Source organism: Desulfobacter sp. (genome assembly GCA_028768545.1).
In the GTDB taxonomy this organism is placed as follows: Bacteria; Desulfobacterota; Desulfobacteria; order Desulfobacterales; family Desulfobacteraceae; genus Desulfobacter.
This window is the reverse complement of record CP054838.1, coordinates 4880816-4897197: the sequence shown is the minus strand read 5'-3', so window position 1 is coordinate 4897197 and position 16382 is coordinate 4880816. Positions and strand designations below refer to the sequence as shown.

9 protein-coding genes and 3 pseudogenes are annotated in these 16382 nt (G+C 47.8%); 5 read left to right on the top strand and 7 right to left on the bottom strand.

Annotated elements, in window-relative coordinates:
- The first annotated feature begins 12 nt into the window (after positions 1-12).
- The 3 genes and pseudogenes from gcvPB (at position 13) to HUN05_23815 (ending at position 4000) form a co-directional block, all read left to right on the top strand.
- Positions 13-1607, top strand: a pseudogene (gcvPB, locus tag HUN05_23825) (aminomethyl-transferring glycine dehydrogenase subunit GcvPB).
- Complete coding sequence (locus HUN05_23820) at positions 1604-2704, top strand: ATP-NAD kinase family protein (GenBank protein WDP87790.1); 1101 nt, start codon at positions 1604-1606, stop codon at positions 2702-2704. The pseudogene gcvPB and the gene HUN05_23820 overlap by 4 nt, the downstream one beginning before the upstream one ends.
- A 147-nt stretch (positions 2705-2851) precedes the next feature.
- A complete protein-coding gene (locus HUN05_23815; protein ID WDP87789.1) occupies positions 2852-4000 on the top strand; it encodes a response regulator in 1149 nt (382 codons plus the stop codon).
- A 40-nt stretch (positions 4001-4040) separates the two neighbouring features.
- Here HUN05_23815 and HUN05_23810 read toward each other — a convergent pair whose 3' ends face one another.
- Positions 4041-4697, bottom strand: coding sequence for a transporter substrate-binding domain-containing protein (locus tag HUN05_23810; protein ID WDP87788.1), 657 nt, complete (start codon positions 4695-4697; stop codon positions 4041-4043).
- A gap of 322 nt (positions 4698-5019) precedes the next feature.
- Positions 5020-6231, bottom strand: a complete 1212-nt coding sequence (locus HUN05_23805) for an IS256 family transposase (GenBank protein ID WDP87787.1) — start codon at positions 6229-6231, stop codon at positions 5020-5022.
- A 253-nt stretch (positions 6232-6484) separates the two neighbouring features.
- Between HUN05_23805 and HUN05_23800 the strand changes: the two are divergent.
- Positions 6485-7922 (top strand): annotated as a pseudogene (locus tag HUN05_23800) (IS3 family transposase).
- A gap of 190 nt (positions 7923-8112) precedes the next feature.
- On the opposite strand, the gene HUN05_23795 reads toward HUN05_23800, so the two are convergent.
- Together HUN05_23795 and HUN05_23790 are read right to left on the bottom strand one after the other, a co-directional pair.
- Positions 8113-9132, bottom strand: coding sequence for an IS3 family transposase (locus tag HUN05_23795; GenBank protein WDP87786.1), 1020 nt, complete (start codon positions 9130-9132; stop codon positions 8113-8115).
- Complete coding sequence (locus tag HUN05_23790; protein ID WDP87785.1) at positions 9129-9653, bottom strand: transposase; 525 nt, start codon at positions 9651-9653, stop codon at positions 9129-9131. Before HUN05_23790 ends, HUN05_23795 begins: the two co-directional genes overlap by 4 nt.
- Before the next feature lie 96 nt (positions 9654-9749).
- Here HUN05_23790 and HUN05_23785 point away from each other — a divergent pair.
- Positions 9750-11000, top strand: a pseudogene (locus HUN05_23785) (integron integrase).
- A 209-nt stretch (positions 11001-11209) separates the two neighbouring features.
- Here HUN05_23785 and HUN05_23780 read toward each other — a convergent pair.
- The 3 genes from HUN05_23780 to HUN05_23770 form a co-directional block, all read right to left on the bottom strand.
- Positions 11210-12835 carry an ATP-binding cassette domain-containing protein gene (locus HUN05_23780; protein ID WDP87784.1) on the bottom strand — a complete coding sequence of 542 codons (1626 nt, stop codon included), beginning with the start codon at positions 12833-12835 and terminating at the stop codon, positions 11210-11212.
- A 142-nt stretch (positions 12836-12977) separates the two neighbouring features.
- Positions 12978-14603 carry a cation:proton antiporter gene (locus HUN05_23775; GenBank protein WDP87783.1) on the bottom strand — a complete coding sequence of 542 codons (1626 nt, stop codon included), beginning with the start codon at positions 14601-14603 and terminating at the stop codon, positions 12978-12980.
- 91 nt (positions 14604-14694) lie between these two features.
- The gene (locus HUN05_23770) at positions 14695-16305 is read right to left on the bottom strand and encodes an amidohydrolase family protein (protein ID WDP87782.1); all 1611 of its coding nucleotides are present in this window, start codon (positions 16303-16305) and stop codon (positions 14695-14697) included.
- Positions 16306-16382: the final 77 nt, after the last annotated feature.

Sequence of the window (16382 nt, the reverse complement as noted above, 5' to 3'; positions counted from 1 at the left end):
AAGGAGATTAAAATGGAATTTATAGATAGAAGTAAAAAAGTCAGGGAAAATTTTCACCAGGCCAAATGGGATGAGCCCATTATTTTTGAATTGACCAACCCGGGAGAGCGGGGCATTCAGGTCCCCGGGGCAGAACCTGAAATCCAGGCCCGGGTGGGAAAAACCGATATTCCGGCATCTTTGCAGCGCAAGGACCTGCCGGCATTGCCGGAAATTGCACAGCCCCGGGTGCTCCGCCATTATATGCGTCTTTCCCAGCAGACTCTGGGGGCAGACCTGAACATTGAAATTGGTCAGGGCACCTGTACGGTAAAATACAGCCCCAAGATTAACGAAGTCCTGGCCCGGCAGCCCCAGATCACTGAACTCCACCCCCTTCAGCCCGAAGAAACAGTCCAGGGCATGATGGAGATCTTTTATAAAACCGACTGCTTTTTAAGACAGATCTCCGGGCTGGACCGGTTTACCTTTCAGCCGGGAGGCGGCAGCCAGGGTATATTGACCATGGCTTCGGTGGTGTATAATTATTTTGTAGAAAAAAACGAGGCAGATCAGCGCGATGAGATCATTACCACCCTGTACTCCCACCCCTCTGATGCCGCCGCCCCTGCCGTCAAAGGGTACAAGATTATCCATATCGGCCCGGACAAGGATGGGTATCCTGACTTTGAAGCCTTTAAAGCGGCTGTGGGACCCAAGACCGCAGGCTTTTTTGTGGCCAACCCCGAAGATACCGGGGTGTATAATCCGCGGGTGAAAGAATTTACACGCCTGGTCCATGACCATGGCGGGATCTGCGGATATGACCAGGCCAATGCCAACGGTCTTTTAGGGGTGACCCGGGCCAGAGAGGCGGGGTTTGATCTTTGTTTTTTCAACCTTCACAAGACATTTTCAACCCCCCATGGGTGCGGCGGTCCTGCCTGCGGTGCCACAGGGGCCGTAAAAGCCCTTGAACCCTATTTGCCCGGGCCTTTTATCAATGAGGTTGAAAAAAATCAGGGCAGGTGGGCTATGACTTTGACTTCTCCCCTCTTTTGGACAGCCGGTCCATAGGCAAGGTCAGGTCCTGGTACGGTGTGGCACCGGTGGTGCTCAAAGCCTATGCCTGGATCATGAGCCTGGGCGCTCAAGGGTTGTATGAAACCGCCAAGGTGGCTGTGCTCAACAATAATTATATGTTTAAAAAACTCATGGAGATTCCGTGTGTGGATGCCCCTTATATTCCGGGCAAACAGCGGGTGGAACAGGTGAGATACACCATTGAAAAGCTGACCCGGGATACCCGTATTACCTCAGGGGATATCCAGCGCAGGATGATGGATTTCGGCATGCATTATTGGACGAGTCACCATCCCTATCACATTGAAGAACCCATGACGCTGGAACCGACAGAAACGCCTTCCAAGGCGGATCTGGACGAATATATCGAGACCCTTAAACATATATTCCAAGAGGCCTATGACAACCCGGAAATCATAAAAACCGCTCCCCACAGCAGTGTCTGTCACCAGGTGGATTCTTCACCTTCGGATGATCCTGACCAATGGGCCATTACCTGGCGGTCTTATCTGAAAAAATCAACCCGGGCAGGGGCTGGTGAATGATCCGCATCGGGCTGATCATTAATCCCATTGCCGGCATGGGCGGAAGGGTGGGGCTAAAGGGAACCGACGGCCTGGCTGAAAAAGCCAAAGCTTTGGGCGGGTCGGCCCTGGCCCCTGAAAAAACCGCCCGTGCCCTGGCTGGCCTTGCCGGTATCAAAGGGGTCTGCATCTTGACCCCGCCCGGGAAAATGGGAGAAGATGCAGCCAACGGTGCGGGACTGGACACAAGGGTTCTGGATATGCCCCTCCAAGAGACCACCACGGGAGAGGATACAAGGGCGGCAGCGGCCCTGCTTTTGGATAAAAAAATTGACCTGCTGCTCTTTGCCGGGGGGGACGGCACGGCCAGGGATATCTGTTCGGCTGTGGGGGAAGCTTTGCCCGTGCTCGGTATTCCTGCCGGGGTGAAAATTCATTCCCCGGTGTTTTCAAGAACCCCTGAGGCTGCAGGATTTCTGGTCCGGGATTTTATCCAGGGAGGTCTTAAAGATTTTCGCCTTGGAGAAGTCCTGGACATTGCTGAAGCAAGCTATCGCCAAGGAAGGGTCAAAACAAAACTATACGGGTATCTTAAAGTGCCTTTGGCAGGCCGTGTTCAGGCCAGGAAATCCGGCACCCCAATGGGGGAGGCAGGTGCCCAGAATCTCATCGGCCTGGATTTTATCGATGCCATGGAAAAAGATACGATTTATATCATTGGTCCTGGCACCACCACCCGTCCGGTAATGACCAATCTTCACCTTGACCATACCCTGCTTGGGGTGGATCTTGTTCAAAACAGGTCTTTGCTCGTCAAGGATGCATCGGAAAAAGAGATTTTTAATATCATCAAAGATGCAAAAATAAAAATTTTCATCACCCCCATCGGCGGCCAGGGGTATTTGTTCGGCCGGGGAAATCATCAGATCAGTCCCAGGATTATCAGGCAGGCAGGCAAAGAAAATATCTGTGTGGGGGCCACCCTTCAAAAAATCGCTTTGCTCAGGGGTCAGCCTTTTTTTGTGGACACAGGCGATCTTTCAACCGACCAGATGCTGGCAGGCTATATCCGTGTGATTACAGGTGTAAGGCAGGAGATGATCTACCCGGTTGCCTGATCCGTTTTTCAAATTCGGAACCAGCCTGTGTTAAAGATTGATTATTTTGTTCAGATTATGGTATTAGTCCCCATGAATTTAACAGTATCGTAATAAAAAATTGAAAACCATCCATGGGATGGTTGTGGGGAATTGCTGCGATATCATATGATTGATCCTGAAAATATGTCCATCCTCATTGTGGACGACATGAAAAGCATGCGGTCCATAATTAAAAAAATCCTGAGGCATTTGAATATCGGGAGAACCATCTTTTTTGCTGAGAACGGGGCTGAAGGGATGAAATGCCTTCACGAAAATGCCGTGGATTTAGCCATTGTGGACTGGAAAATGCCGGTGATGACCGGTGCCCAGATGCTGGATGCCATCCGCAGTGATAAGAATTTTCGGGACCTGCCCGTACTTATGGTCACGGCAGAGTGTGAGCGCGATATTGTCTACCAAGTTGCTGAAATTGAAGTGGACGGGTATTTGTTAAAGCCGTTGACCCCTGCAATGCTGGAAGAAAAAATTTTCCAGGTTGTCCAGCGGGTGAATCACCCGGATGATGCCACTGTTCTTGTGCGTAAAGTCCGTTCCCTTGAAGAGGCAGGACAACTTGAACAGGCGGTTGTCTGCCAGGAAAGAGCCGTGGCCATGAGGCCCAATGCGTCAAGGCTCAAACGGAACCTGGCGATTCTCTACGGGAAAACAGGCAAAATCGCTGCCATGGAAAAATGCCTTGTCCAAGCGGTGTCTGCCAATCTTCAGGATGCGGTGAGCCGCCATCTGCTTGCCAATTATTATTGGAAGAAAGAAAATTGGAGCCAGTCTGTCCGGTACGACTGTGAGGTTCTGGCCCTGACAAATCGGTTTAATGCGGATGCCATTAAAAAAGGCCGTCAGCTCTTATCCTTAAATCAAAATGATTTGGCAGTGACACTTTTGTCCAAGCTCATTGGTAAACTTGAAAAAAATCTGCCCATAAAAGAAGAGGTGTTGGATCTGTGCATGGAAAAAAAAGAGCACCGATTTGCAAGGTCTCTGCTTCTTCGCCTGCTCAAGGAATTCCCCTCGAATCATGGCTTGCTCTACAAGGCCGGCCTGGTCTTCGAAGCCCTGGAAGAAGAGGATACTGCCCTGGAATATTTTCTGGCTGCAGACCGGAATATGGTCCAGCCGGTGAATTCAAAACTCAAAATTGCCCGGCTTTATTTTATTCAAAAAAAGATCATTCAGGCAGACGAGGTCATCACCGAAGTTCTGCGTATTGATCCTGAAAATGAACAGGCCCTGGAGATGCGAAAAAGTATTTAAAGGCCTTTGGAGACTGGCCTATAGAGGGAGAGGATACCAGCTAAAAGGCGGGCACGGGAACGCCCAGTTCTCTGTAATGGCGGGTGATAATTTGTGATATTTTTTGGGTGTTGATCATCTCTTTTATCCTGGGTTCTAAAAGATGTATCTTGTCCATGAGATGGGATTTTTTTGAAATGCCGATATAGACATGTTTTTCTTTGCTGAACCTGAAATTTGACATCTCCACCTGGTTTGAGATGCCGAGCCGGTGAATGATATCAATCCCTGCCGCTTCATTGCTGATCACCGTATCCACCCGGTTGAAGATCAGTTTTCGAAAATTGGTTGTGGTCTGTTCACAATAATCCTTGTTTGATGTTTGATCTGTATCAAATTGTTCAAAAAAGCGTGCCCCTCTGATCACCCCTATTTTAAGGCCGGCCAGATCTTCATAGGTTTTAATTCTACCGGCCTGTCCCTTTTTGACAAAGAAAATTGTGTCAGATCTGTTTTTGTAAGGGGGCAGAATATAGTGGATATATTCTGCCCGTTCATTGTTTTTGAGCAGACCGCAGCTCATATCAATATCCCCGTTTTTCATCATGATCAAACGGCGTTTGAATGGGGCGTATTTAAAGATAATGTCGGCATCTATGGATGCGGCAATGGTCGTAAGAATTTTTGCATTAACGCCATTTTTGGTGTCCTCGGACACAGAACCGACCAGGAGATGAGGGGGAGCTGCCAGGCTAAATTGGGGAAAGATAAGGGCCCCCATAAGGATGATGCATAGAGTCAAGCCAGGTTTCATTGTCAGATCAATATGTTTGTCCATTCAGAATGTGGGGTTAAAAATCAGGTTTTTAGGGAATGTTCAGAATTCTGTGTCACGGTTTCGGTTCCCGGATCTGCCTCAGCGCCAGCGGAAGTAAAAGTCAGGTCCGAGAATGGGCCTTCAATCAGCCACGTCGGAGGAGTTGACTTTTGCTGGAGTGGAGTTCCTGGAACCATCTTTTCCATCTGTAAATAAATCCCTATCAAATTCCCAGCTCTTTATCCAGCCGGCCTTCAAAGAAAATTGCCAACTGGGAAATTGTCAGTGACCAATTTTGAATCGGCATTGTCCATTTTTTACTGGCGTTCTGGATCCCCATGTAAAGCAGCTTTAACAGGCTGTCCTGGTTCGGGAATGATCCCTTTGTTTTGGTCAGTTTTCGAAACTGTCGATGCACAGCCTCAATGGTATTTGTGGTGTATATTATCCGTCGAATCTCTTCTGGATATTTAAAGAAATGACTGAGGCGTTCCCAGTTGTTCCGCCAGGATTTTATCACAATCGGGTATTTGTCATTCCATTTATTTTCCAAGATATCCAGTTCTTCTTCGGCCAGATCCTTATTGACCGCTTTATAAACACGTTTTAGATCTGCCATAAATTCCTTTTTATTTTTGGAACCAACGTATTTCAATGAATTTCGGATCTGGTGGACTACGCAGAGTTGAACTTCTGTGTCCGGGAATATGGTCTCAATGGCCTCGGGAAAACCTTTTAGACCATCAACACAGGCAATCAGGATATCTTTTACCCCTCGGTTTGAAAGGTCTGTTAACACCTGCAGCCAGAAGTTCGCACCCTCATTCTCGGATATGTACAGCCCAAGAACCTCTTTGCGGCCCTCGATATTCACCCCAAGAATTGTGTAAACGGCTTTGCTGCCGACCTTTCCGTTTTCTCGTACTTTATAATGTATGGCATCAAGCCATATGATTGGGTACACATTTTCCAACGGCCTGGCCTGCCATTCTTTGACGGTATGGATGATTTTATCGGTAATGGTGCTCAGAGTGGCATTTGAAATCTCAAGTCCATAGATTTCCTGTAAATGGGAAGCCATATCATTATAACTCATGCCCAGGCCGTAAAGGGCTATTATCTTTCTTTCAATTTCATCGCTGAGCGTTGTCTGATGTTTTTTGACGATCTGTGGAGAGAAGGTTCCGGCCCTGTCACGCGGGGTTTCCAGCTCAAATTTACCATCCAGGGATTTAATGGTCTTTTTGCTTTTTCCATTACGGCGGTTGGCAGAAACTTCCTGCCCGAGATGGGACTCCAACTCTCCTTCAAGAGCAGCTTCAGCAAGATTTTTGATTAATGATGTAAGGACGCCGCCCTTACCTGTGAAGGGTTTACCTTCCTGGATGCCTTTAAGGGCTTTTTGAAAATCAAATTCGGTGTTTTCTTCGGTCATGTCAGTTCTCCTTATTTAGCTGAGTATATCAGCTTTCATTCAACTGACACAGAATTTTGAACGCCCTTTAAGAGCCTAATTTTTGCCATTTAGCATCACTTTGAATAAGCCAATTCCCTCTGTGACAATATAAGTGAGACACTTACCCCTTGATAAATTAGTGTAGGGCGGGTAAGGCAATACTTATATGAAACCGATAAAAATGAACCCACTACCAGAGTCCGAAAAACAGGCAGCCCCCAAGGAGGCACCAATGGAAGGAGCCCATAGGGCGACTGGAATTGGTGCCTCCTTGGGGGGACAGGATTCAATCCCTGATCCTGAAGTTCCTGAGAAAAAGCCCCGGCGTAATTTCACTGCTTCTTATAAACTGCGTATTCTCCAAGAGGTTGAAAACTGCAATGAATCCGGAGGAATAGGTAGGATACTTCGAAGAGAGGGCCTCTATTCTTCAAATTTAGCCGATTGGCGCAAAGCCCGGAATAAAGGACTTCTCAACGCCATGGCACCTCGAAAGCGAGGGAGGAAATCCAAAGAGAAGAACCCATTGGCAACAGAGGTCGCCAGACTTCAAAAAGAAAAATCTAAATTAGAGCATAAGTTAAAACAGGCGGAACTCATCATTGAAGCCCAAAAAAAAATTTCTCAGATCCTGGGAATCCAACAAAATCTGGACGACCTCAAAGGAGACGACTGATGAATGCCGCCCTAACGTTAAGTCACGATCTTGGGAAAAAGCCTTCATGTGAGGCTTTCGGTGTCCCTCGCTCATCTTTTTATAGGTTTTATTCTCCGAAAAAACAGGTGAAATCAAAGCGGGGCAGCTCTCCTCTTTCTTTGAATCCTGATGAACAACAAACGGTTTTGGATATTTTTCACTCGGACACGTATCGAGACCAGGCCCCATACCAGGTCTATGCCAAGGAAAATACTATTGCTCCATCAGAACGATGTATCGGCTTCTTCACAAAGAACATGGTTCTGTGCCGGAACGAAGACGGCAGGTAAATCGCCCGAAATATAAAAAACCTGAATTGCTGGCAACCGGACCGAATCAGGTCTGGTCCTGGGATATTACCAAGTTGAAAAGCGTCACAAAATGGACTTATTTCTATCTGTATGTAATCATGGATATTTTCAGCAGGTATGTTGTCGGCTGGATGGTCGCCCATAGGGAACAAACAGCATTGGCCAAAAGGCTTATTGAGAAGTCCTGTGAAAACCAAAATATATTACCCGGTCAGCTTGGACTTCATGCAGATCGGGGAGCCAGTATGAAATCCAAAGGGGTTGCCCAGCTTCTTGTCGATTTAGGGGTAACCAAAACCCACAGCAGACCGCACGTCAGCAATGATAACCCTTACTCTGAAGCTCAATTTAAAACATTGACATATTGTCCAAAATTTCCAAATCATTTTGGTTCGATTGAGGATGCAAGAACCTTTTGCCAGGATTTTTTTAGATATTACAACAAAGAGCATTACCATTCTGGTATTGGCCTGGTAACCCCGGAACAGTTTCATTATGGCATTGCTAAAGAGATTTATGGGTCTCGCTGTAGAACTTTGAAAGAGGCGTTTATTAAAAATCCAATACGCTTTAAGGGGAAAATCCCTCGGCCACCAGCTTTACCAGAAGCAGCCTGGATCAACAAACCGGAACAGGAAGAGAAGGATAAGATTGGAGCCTAATTTTAGGCATAAAGTGTCTCATTGTCATTGACACATTCCGATCAGACTTTTATATCATGTTGCAAGTACCGGTGTGTGTCAAGCAAGTTGTCGCCTTTGCCGCAAAATCCCCTCACGACCTCCGACGGGTAAATTAAGGCCCATTCTCGCCCATGAGGGACTTTTGCTATGCCGTACCAAATTCAAACGGTCATGCCGCTTTATTCTCAACTTTATCTTCTGCTTTTAATCGCTTGAACTTTTTCAAAACAATCTCGGTGACCGGGTTCCAGTTCCTCGTTTCTCCGCTCCACCTTTCAGGATGCCTTAATTGGGCTTCTTGATATATTCGATGCCTATTTTTCAGGATCGTAAAATCTTTACCTGTGTGTCTGTCTTCCGGGGTAACAAAACGAATACTGCTGTGGAGATGCTCGGTATTATACCAGTGTACAAAACGGTGAGCCCAGTCTCGTGCTTCCACAATCTTTTCAAAGGGCTTTTCAGGATATTCGGGCCTGTATTTCAAGGTTCTGAATAACGACTCTGAGAACGGGTTATCATTGCTGACAGAGGGTCTGCTAAAGGATGGCATCACTCCCAAATCTTGTAATTTTGCCAGCATGGTTGCTGATTTCATCGGAGAACCGTTATCAGAGTGTAAGGTGATCTGGTCTTTTGAGATCTTTTCTCGGATACAGGCATCCGTTATCAGATCGGCTGCAAGTTTGCCGGATTCAGAGTCATAAACCTGGCAAGCAACTGCTTTCCGGCTGTATAAATCCATCACCATATAAAGGTAATAAAATTGACCTCTTACTTTGGACGGTAAGTAGCTAATATCCCAAGACCATAGTTGATTAGGGCCATTTGTTGATAATGGAATAGGGCTGGTTTTCTGACTCGGCCTGCTGGTTTCCCGATGGGCGTTCATTTTCAGCATTCTTAAAATTCGATACATTGTCGACTCAGACCCAAGAAAAATGCCTTGATCAGCAAGTCTTGGTACTATTTGATTTGGGTTCAATCCTGCAAATTCAGGAAATTCAAGGATTTTAATGATCTGCTGCCGTTCTGCATCGGACATTTTGTTTGCAGGCGTAGCACGAGATCCTTTACGTTTATCAGTCATCCCGCTTTTGGCCCAGCGTTGAAGTGTTCGGATCGTAAGCCCCAATAATCTGGCGGCCATGTTTTTCCTGGCGCCTGACTTACAATCTTCCGAGATCAATTGCAAAACCGATTGTTTGTCTTTAGAGGATATCGATCTTCCTCGGGCTCCCCCCAGATTGCCTGGGCTTTTTTTTTGAGAACCAACAAGGCTGCGGTTTCTGCCAAGGCCTTTTCTTTACGGTTTAGATCCTTTTTTAAGACCGAAACCTTTTTTCGTAATTGCTTTTCAGTTTCAGACTGTTTTTTACCTGCGTTTGCTGTCATCCCTGAGATGGCATCTTTTTTCCACTGTTCCAGGTGATGAGGGAAAATGCCTTTTTTACGGCACCAGGAGGCGCATTCTTCCGCAGACATAGAACCGGTTGTTATTAAAGCGGTTATACGTTCTTCAGAAGTCCAGTCTCTTGGTCGTTTTTCTTTTGATGTCAAATTGATACCACCATTATCTTTATATTGCCTCAGCCATTTGCCGATTGTTGAGCGGCCAATCCCATATTCCATTGCTATTTCATGGTGAGGTTTGTTTCCTTGTAGAACCTTTTGTAACACAGCTTCTTTTACCTGGATAGAATATCCCATGTTCGTCGCCTTAATGCCCCAAAAAAATTTCAGTTGAGGCGACATCTATGCTGACACAGGGGGGTACCGACAAAACTTCTTGAGAAATATCAAGTATTGCTTCGGCAAAACAATATACCTGCCACTGTCCACACGGGGTATATAAAATGGCTCAGGTATTACCTGGATTTTTGTAAAAAATACAGACAGGCCTATGCTGATAATGCCAGTCTTTATTTGTTTTTGAACAAGCTGAAAGAAAAAAATCAAACCTTGGCGCAGCAAGACCAGGCTGCGGGAGCCGTGAAATTGTATTATTCCGGATTGACATCCAGGCCACCGCTGGTTACGCCCGGGGATCATGTAAAAGAACGATATTTGCCCTATAGGGCTGGAAAGCAGTCTTCGCCATGGGACAAGGCTATGGCGTTGCTGGGTAATGAGATCAAACTGAGGCATTATTCTCCCAAGACGTTGAAGGCGTATTCTCTGTGGGCGGAAAAACTGAGGTATCATGCAAAAGAGAAGCTGCCTGAAACCCTGGTTCCTGAAGATGTAAAAGCGTTTTTGACCTCTCTTGCCGTTTAAAAGAAGGTGGCGGCCTCTTCCCAGAACCAGGCGTTTAATGCACTGCTTTTCTTTTTCCGGCATGTATTGAAAAAGGAATTCGGGAAAATGGACGGAGTGGTCAGGGCTAAAAGAAAACCTTATATTCCTGTGGTGTTGTCCAGAAAAGAAATTAATGCCGTGATCCGGCATCTGTCTTATCCTGAAAATCTTGTGGTGAGATTACTATATGGATGCGGCCTTCGGTTGGGTGAATGTATGAAGCTGAGGATTAATAATTTTAATTTTGACCAGATGATATTGACGATCCATGACGGTAAAGGCAAAAAGGACCGGGCTGTTCCCCTGCCGGAATCTATCAGGCCGGAGCTGAATGCCCAGGTGAAAAAGGTGATTGCCATACACCGGGAAGATCTGGAAACCGGTTATGCCGGCGTATTCCTACCCGGAGCACTTGAAAAAAAATATCCCAATTCAGGTAAGGAACTGATCTGGCAATGGTTTTTTCCTGCCCGGAAATTGACTTATTTGCCAGAGGTTAATGAATACCGGCGGTATCACTACCACGATACTCATGTGCAAAAGGCCATTAAAAGGGCTGTGGGAAAGGCAAATCTTTTGAAACGGGCAACCGCCCATACCTTTCGCCATAGTTTTGCCAGCCATCTTCTCCAGGCCAATTACGATATCCGGACGATTCAGGAATTGCTGGGCCACAGCGATGTAAGAACCACCATGATTTATACCCACACCATTGTATCCAGAACTATTAAGGAAATGAAAAGCCCCCTGGATCTGTAGGGCATAGCTCCGCCCTGTCCCTTACTTTTAAATATCGAAGGATTAAAGATGTTTAGTTCTATATTTGATTCATTAATGGAAATCAATAGAGAAAGTCGGGATGGCGTTTTTCTAGGGAATTAAGGAATTTAATTCGCCATGGGTGATAGGTACTTGCCCCCCTTAATTGAGGGGGGCTTGGTTTTTCATGTATTCATGCGGCTGGTGAGTCAGGCGGCTTTTTTACCCATGGTCTCTCTGGTTTTTGCCACTTCCTTGCTGTCCAGATACTCGTCAAAGGTCATGAGGCGGTCAATGACGCCATGGGGCGTCAGTTCGATGATGCGGTTCACCACGGTATTGATAAATTCGTGGTCATGGGAGGTGAACAGCACCACCTCCTTGAATTTGACCAGGCTGTTGTTCAGGGCGGTGATGGATTCCAGGTCCAGGTGGTTGGTGGGTTCGTCCAGGATCAGGACATTGGACTGGGCCAGCATCATGCGAGACAGCATGCACCGGACTTTTTCCCCCCCGGACAATATGCCGGTCTTTTTGGTGGCCTCGTCTCCTGAAAAAAGCATCCGTCCTAAAAAGGTTCTGGCAAAGCTTTCCCCTTCCTTGGGCGGGGCATATTGCAGCAGCCAGTTAATGAGGGTGAGGTCTTTTGTGAAAAACTGGCTGTGTTCATTGGGAAAATAGGACTGGGTGATGGTGGTTCCCCATCGGTAGCTGCCCGAGTCCGGTTCCATCTCTCCTGCAATAATCTGAAAAAGGGTGGTCTTGGCCAGGCTGTTGGCTCCCATGAAGGCGATCTTGTCCCCGTTGTTCACGGTGAAACTGACATTGTTCAGCACCTTTTCTCCGTCAATGGTCTTGGTCAGGTTTTCCACTTCCAGAATGATGTTGCCGCAGGACCGTTCCGGGGTAAAGCTGATAAAGGGATATTTTCTGGAAGAGACCGGCATGTCTTCAATGGTGAGTTTTTTCAGCAATTTTTTCCTGGAAGTGGCCTGCTTGGACTTGGAGGCATTGGAAGAGAACCGCTGGATAAAGGATTTGAGCTCATTTGCCCGGTCCGTAACCCGCTTGTTGTCAGCCTGTTTCTGCTTGAGGTTCAGCTGGCTTGCCTGGTACCAGAAATCATAGTTGCCCACATACACGGCGATCTGGCCAAAATCGATGTCGGCAATATGGGTGCAGACCTGGTTCATGAAATGCCGGTCATGGGAGACCACGATTACTGTGTTCTTAAACCGGAATAAAAATTCCTGGAGCCAGGCAATGGAGGTGATGTCCAGGTTGTTGGTGGGCTCATCCAGCAGGAGCACATCCGGGTTGCCGAACAGAGCCTGGGCAAGGAGAACCCGCACTTTTTCCCCTCCTTCCAGTTCCTTCATGTTTTTGGTGTGAAGCTCTTCGGCAATTCCCAGATTCTTCAGGAGAACGGCGGCATCGGATTCTGCTTCATACCCGTTCATCTCCTCAAACTCAAGTTCAAGCTCTCCGGACCGGATACCGTCCTCATCTGAAAAATCAGGCTTGGCATAGAGGGTTTCCCGTTCAGCCATGATGGTGTATAGCGCTTTATGCCCCATGATCACTGTGTCCAGCACCCTGTTTTCGTCAAAGGCAAAATGGTCCTGGCGAAGTACGGCAATTCTTTCTTTGGGACCCACAGACACATTGCCTGAGTCTGACTCGATATTTCCGGCAAGAATTTTTAAAAAGGTGGATTTTCCCGCGCCGTTGGCACCGATAAGGCCATAGCAGTTGCCGGGTTTAAACATGATATTAACGTCTTTGAAAAGCACCCGTTTGCCATAGGCCAGGGTGACGTTGTTTGCAGTGATCATTGGTGGTATTGTTCCTTGTAAATAAAATAAAAAAACCACAGGAATGGGTCCCGTGGTTCAAAAGCAGTGCGTATCCTGCCGTTTTTTCGGATAAAAAGCAAGTTTTTTTATCAACAAGAATAAAAATTCCGGGCGGTTGCAGTCAAATCAAAGCGTCGGCAGCCCTTCCATGGTCTGCTTTAGACCTGGGTTGTTTTTTCAGGTCATCTGCAATTTGGCTGATATGGTTTGAAAAACCGGCCCCGGCCTCGGAATAAATGTTAAATACCTGGTCCACCCCGGCTATTTTTAAAGGATCAATTTCATCATCAAAGGTTGCGGTGGCTGCCAGGGTGGTGGCGTGGGAAAATTCGGAGATCTGCCTGGCCCCGGCCAGATTGGCCGCATGGGGCATGGTTAGCAGAACCAGAGAGATGTTGAAGCCCCCTTCAAATCCCCGCTGCCAGAAATCACAGTCTTCAGCATCCCCGTGGATGACATTCCGTCCTTTGTCCAGGTGATAGGCCACCTGGGACAGATTTGAATCCACCCCGATAATCTGTTGGCCGTATTTTTTGCGCAGGTTATCATAGGCGCCTGTACCCACCCGGCCCATGCCGAAAACCGCAACACAGGCATCCTGGGTATCTATCTGTATATCCGCGGGCAGCCGTTTCTTTTTTTCAAATTTTTGAAAAAAATGATTCCACCGGCTGTAAACCTGACTTGAAAAACTTACTGTCGGAGAGGCCGCCACCATGGAGACGGACAGGGCCACGGCCAGAATCACCAGCCATTCACTGCCCAGCCACCCCTGGTTGACCCCCAGGGCACCGACAATGAGGCCGAATTCGCTGTAATTGGCCAGGTTCATGGTGGTGAGCAGGGCCGTGCGGGATCGCAGGGAGAACCGGGTGAGTAAAATAAAGAACAACACCGCCTTGAGGGGGATAAAGGCCACAAGAATCATGGCGGTCCATGCCATTTCAATCACAGGCAGCTCAGCCATGCCGATGGTCAGAAAAAATCCCACCAAAAAGAGATCCTTAAATCCGAACATGGCCTTGGCCAGCTCATCGGTTTTGGGATGACCTGCCAGAAGCATTCCCAGGATCAGGGCGCCCAGGTCCGGCTTGAGTCCCACATATTCAAACACGGATGCCCCGGCAATGGGCAGAATACAGGCCAGGAGCACCAGAAGTTCTCCATGCCCGCTGCGGTTCAGCAGCATGGACAGGGGTTTTCTTAAAAAATACAGTCCCAAAAGACCGATGGCCATGGGCGAAGGCCATTTCCCTGAAGAGAGGGTAATGAAAATAACGGCAAACAAATCCTGCATGATGAGGATCCCAATGGCCAAACGCCCCTGATTTGAGCCCATATCCCCTTTTTCTTCGAGAATTTTGACGGCAAACACGGTGCTGGAAAAGCTCAAGGCAAAGGCAATCATCAGGGCCTGGGTCATATCCAGGCGGGCAAAGTAAAGAACGCCTGCCAGGCTGAAGCCAAAAAGGACCAGCCCCATGAGAATGATGGTTCCGGCCATATGAAGCGCTGCCACCCCCCAGACCTGGGGGATCAGCAATTCCTTTATCTTGACCTTCAGACCGATGCTGAAAAGCAGGAGGATAATACCGATGTCAGAGAGTTCATAAAGGGTTGGGGTGGGGGCTACCCCCATCATATTCAAGGCAAATCCTGCGGCCAGAAATCCCACCAGAGGCGGAAGCCCGATTTGCCTGGCGGCAAACCCGAACAGAAATGCGGTAACGATTAACAGGGTATCCATGATCTTTTCCTCTGGTAAATGGCGTTGCCGCCATCATTTGTTTGCGCGTCAGTGAAAAACAGGGGGCCGCCCCCTTTCCAAAAGGTTGGCATCAGCCCAGAAAACGGCCGGGCCGCAGGGTTTTATCTGCCTTTCCTTTTTTAACCACCTCTACTCCGTTTATGAATACCGAGTCAATACCCGAGGGCTTGGCATCGGTATTTTTTAGGGTGGTATTATCCTTTATCCCTTTCCAGTCAAATACCGTGATATCTGCTGCACATCCTTTTTCAAGGATGCCCCGGTCCTTGATATTAAACCGTTTGGCGGTATCTCCGGTCATCTTTTGGACCGTTTTTTCCAAGGAGAGCAAATGATCTTCCCTGGCCGTCTGCAAAAATTTGGGAAAGCAGCCATAGGCCCCTGGATTCTGCAGACCTTCGGGTTCAGCCCAGGCATCTGTCATGTACAAGGACAGGGGGTGGGTCATCAGTTCCTTGACGATTTCAGGATTGGTATATCCATGCATGAGCACCCTTGCAATGCCCTGGCTCTCGCGGACAAAATCCATATAATTTTCAAAGGAGGCCTTTTTTCGCTGTTTTGCAATGTCTGATAAAAACATGCCGTTAAATTGTTCAAAGGGCGGGTGGACGGCCGAGGCGATTTGGATATCCTCAAACCCGAACCCGAGCAGTTTAAAGGAAATGGCGGCCAGCATCCGTGCTTTGAAAATCATGGTTTTATCTGTATAGCTTTGGGGGGTCCGGGCCATGAACCAGTCGGGCATGAGTACGGTGATAATGGATGCCCCGCAATGGTAAGAATAGGTGTCCATCATGAGATCCACCCCGTCTTTAACGGCCTGGTCAATGAGGGCCATGGCCTTGTCAAAGGTCTTCCAGGTTTTTTGGCCCACAAAGATCATGTGGGAGAGCTGGAGCCTTACCCCTGTCTGCCTTGCCAGGTTCAGGGCCTCTTCCAGGGCAATGAGATTATGGGCTTTGCCGAATGGGATTATCGGGTAGGTGGGGGATATGGCTGAATAGGCTTTTAAGTGGATGGTAATAATCTTGTCCTTTGACCGGACCCTCCGGGCAATGGTTTGAATTTCCTCTTGGGATGCAAATATGCCCGGGGCATACTGGAATCCAAAGGAGACTCCCTTGGCCCCCTCGTCCATGGACTCTTCCAAAAGATAGACCAGGCGGTCAAGCTTCGCCTTTGACAGTCCGGCAGGATCCCAGCCCTGAATGGATGCCCTGGCCGTTCCGTGCCCTGCCAAAACGGCCTGGTTGTGTGTGCTGCCCGGGTCTTCCAAAATTTTAATATACTCGGCCAAAGAGGCCCATTCCAGTTCGGGGGTCCCTTCTTTAAAGAGGTTGTGATCTTCAATAAAGGATTTAAAAGGAGAGTTTTTCTCAAGGCCAAATGCTGCAAATCCGCAATTGCCGCCGATAAAGGTGGTAATACCCTGTTCTGCGAACGGGCAGGTTAATTCGGGCGTTTGAGCATTGGTTACAAACCAGTCATTGTGGGAGTGGGCATCAATGAATCCCGGGGCAATCACTTTTCCGGTGCAGTCCATGACCGGAGCCTCTGCGGTGATCTGTCCCGGTGCCAGAGCTTCAATCTTATCGCCTTTGATGAGCAGGTCCCCTGTGTACTTTTTTGTGCCTTTACCGTCTACAATGGTTCCGTTTTTCAGCAGCAGTCGGGTCATGGTCATTCTCCCTGGTCGTTTATGGTATGGATATCCCATATTGATTAACCTGGTAAAACCTGTCAATAATGAAGTTG

Coding starts and splice junctions, on each gene's coding strand:
- HUN05_23820 (WDP87790.1), top strand. CDS start 1,604: ATGATCCGCATCGGGCTGATCATTAATCCCATTGCCGGCATGGGCGGA.
- HUN05_23780 (WDP87784.1), bottom strand. CDS start 12,835: ATGATCACTGCAAACAACGTCACCCTGGCCTATGGCAAACGGGTGCTT.
- HUN05_23770 (WDP87782.1), bottom strand. CDS start 16,305: ATGACCCGACTGCTGCTGAAAAACGGAACCATTGTAGACGGTAAAGGC.
- HUN05_23805 (WDP87787.1), bottom strand. CDS start 6,231: ATGACCGAAGAAAACACCGAATTTGATTTTCAAAAAGCCCTTAAAGGC.
- HUN05_23790 (WDP87785.1), bottom strand. CDS start 9,653: ATGGGATATTCTATCCAGGTAAAAGAAGCTGTGTTACAAAAGGTTCTA.
- HUN05_23775 (WDP87783.1), bottom strand. CDS start 14,603: ATGGATACCCTGTTAATCGTTACCGCATTTCTGTTCGGGTTTGCCGCC.
- HUN05_23815 (WDP87789.1), top strand. CDS start 2,852: ATGATTGATCCTGAAAATATGTCCATCCTCATTGTGGACGACATGAAA.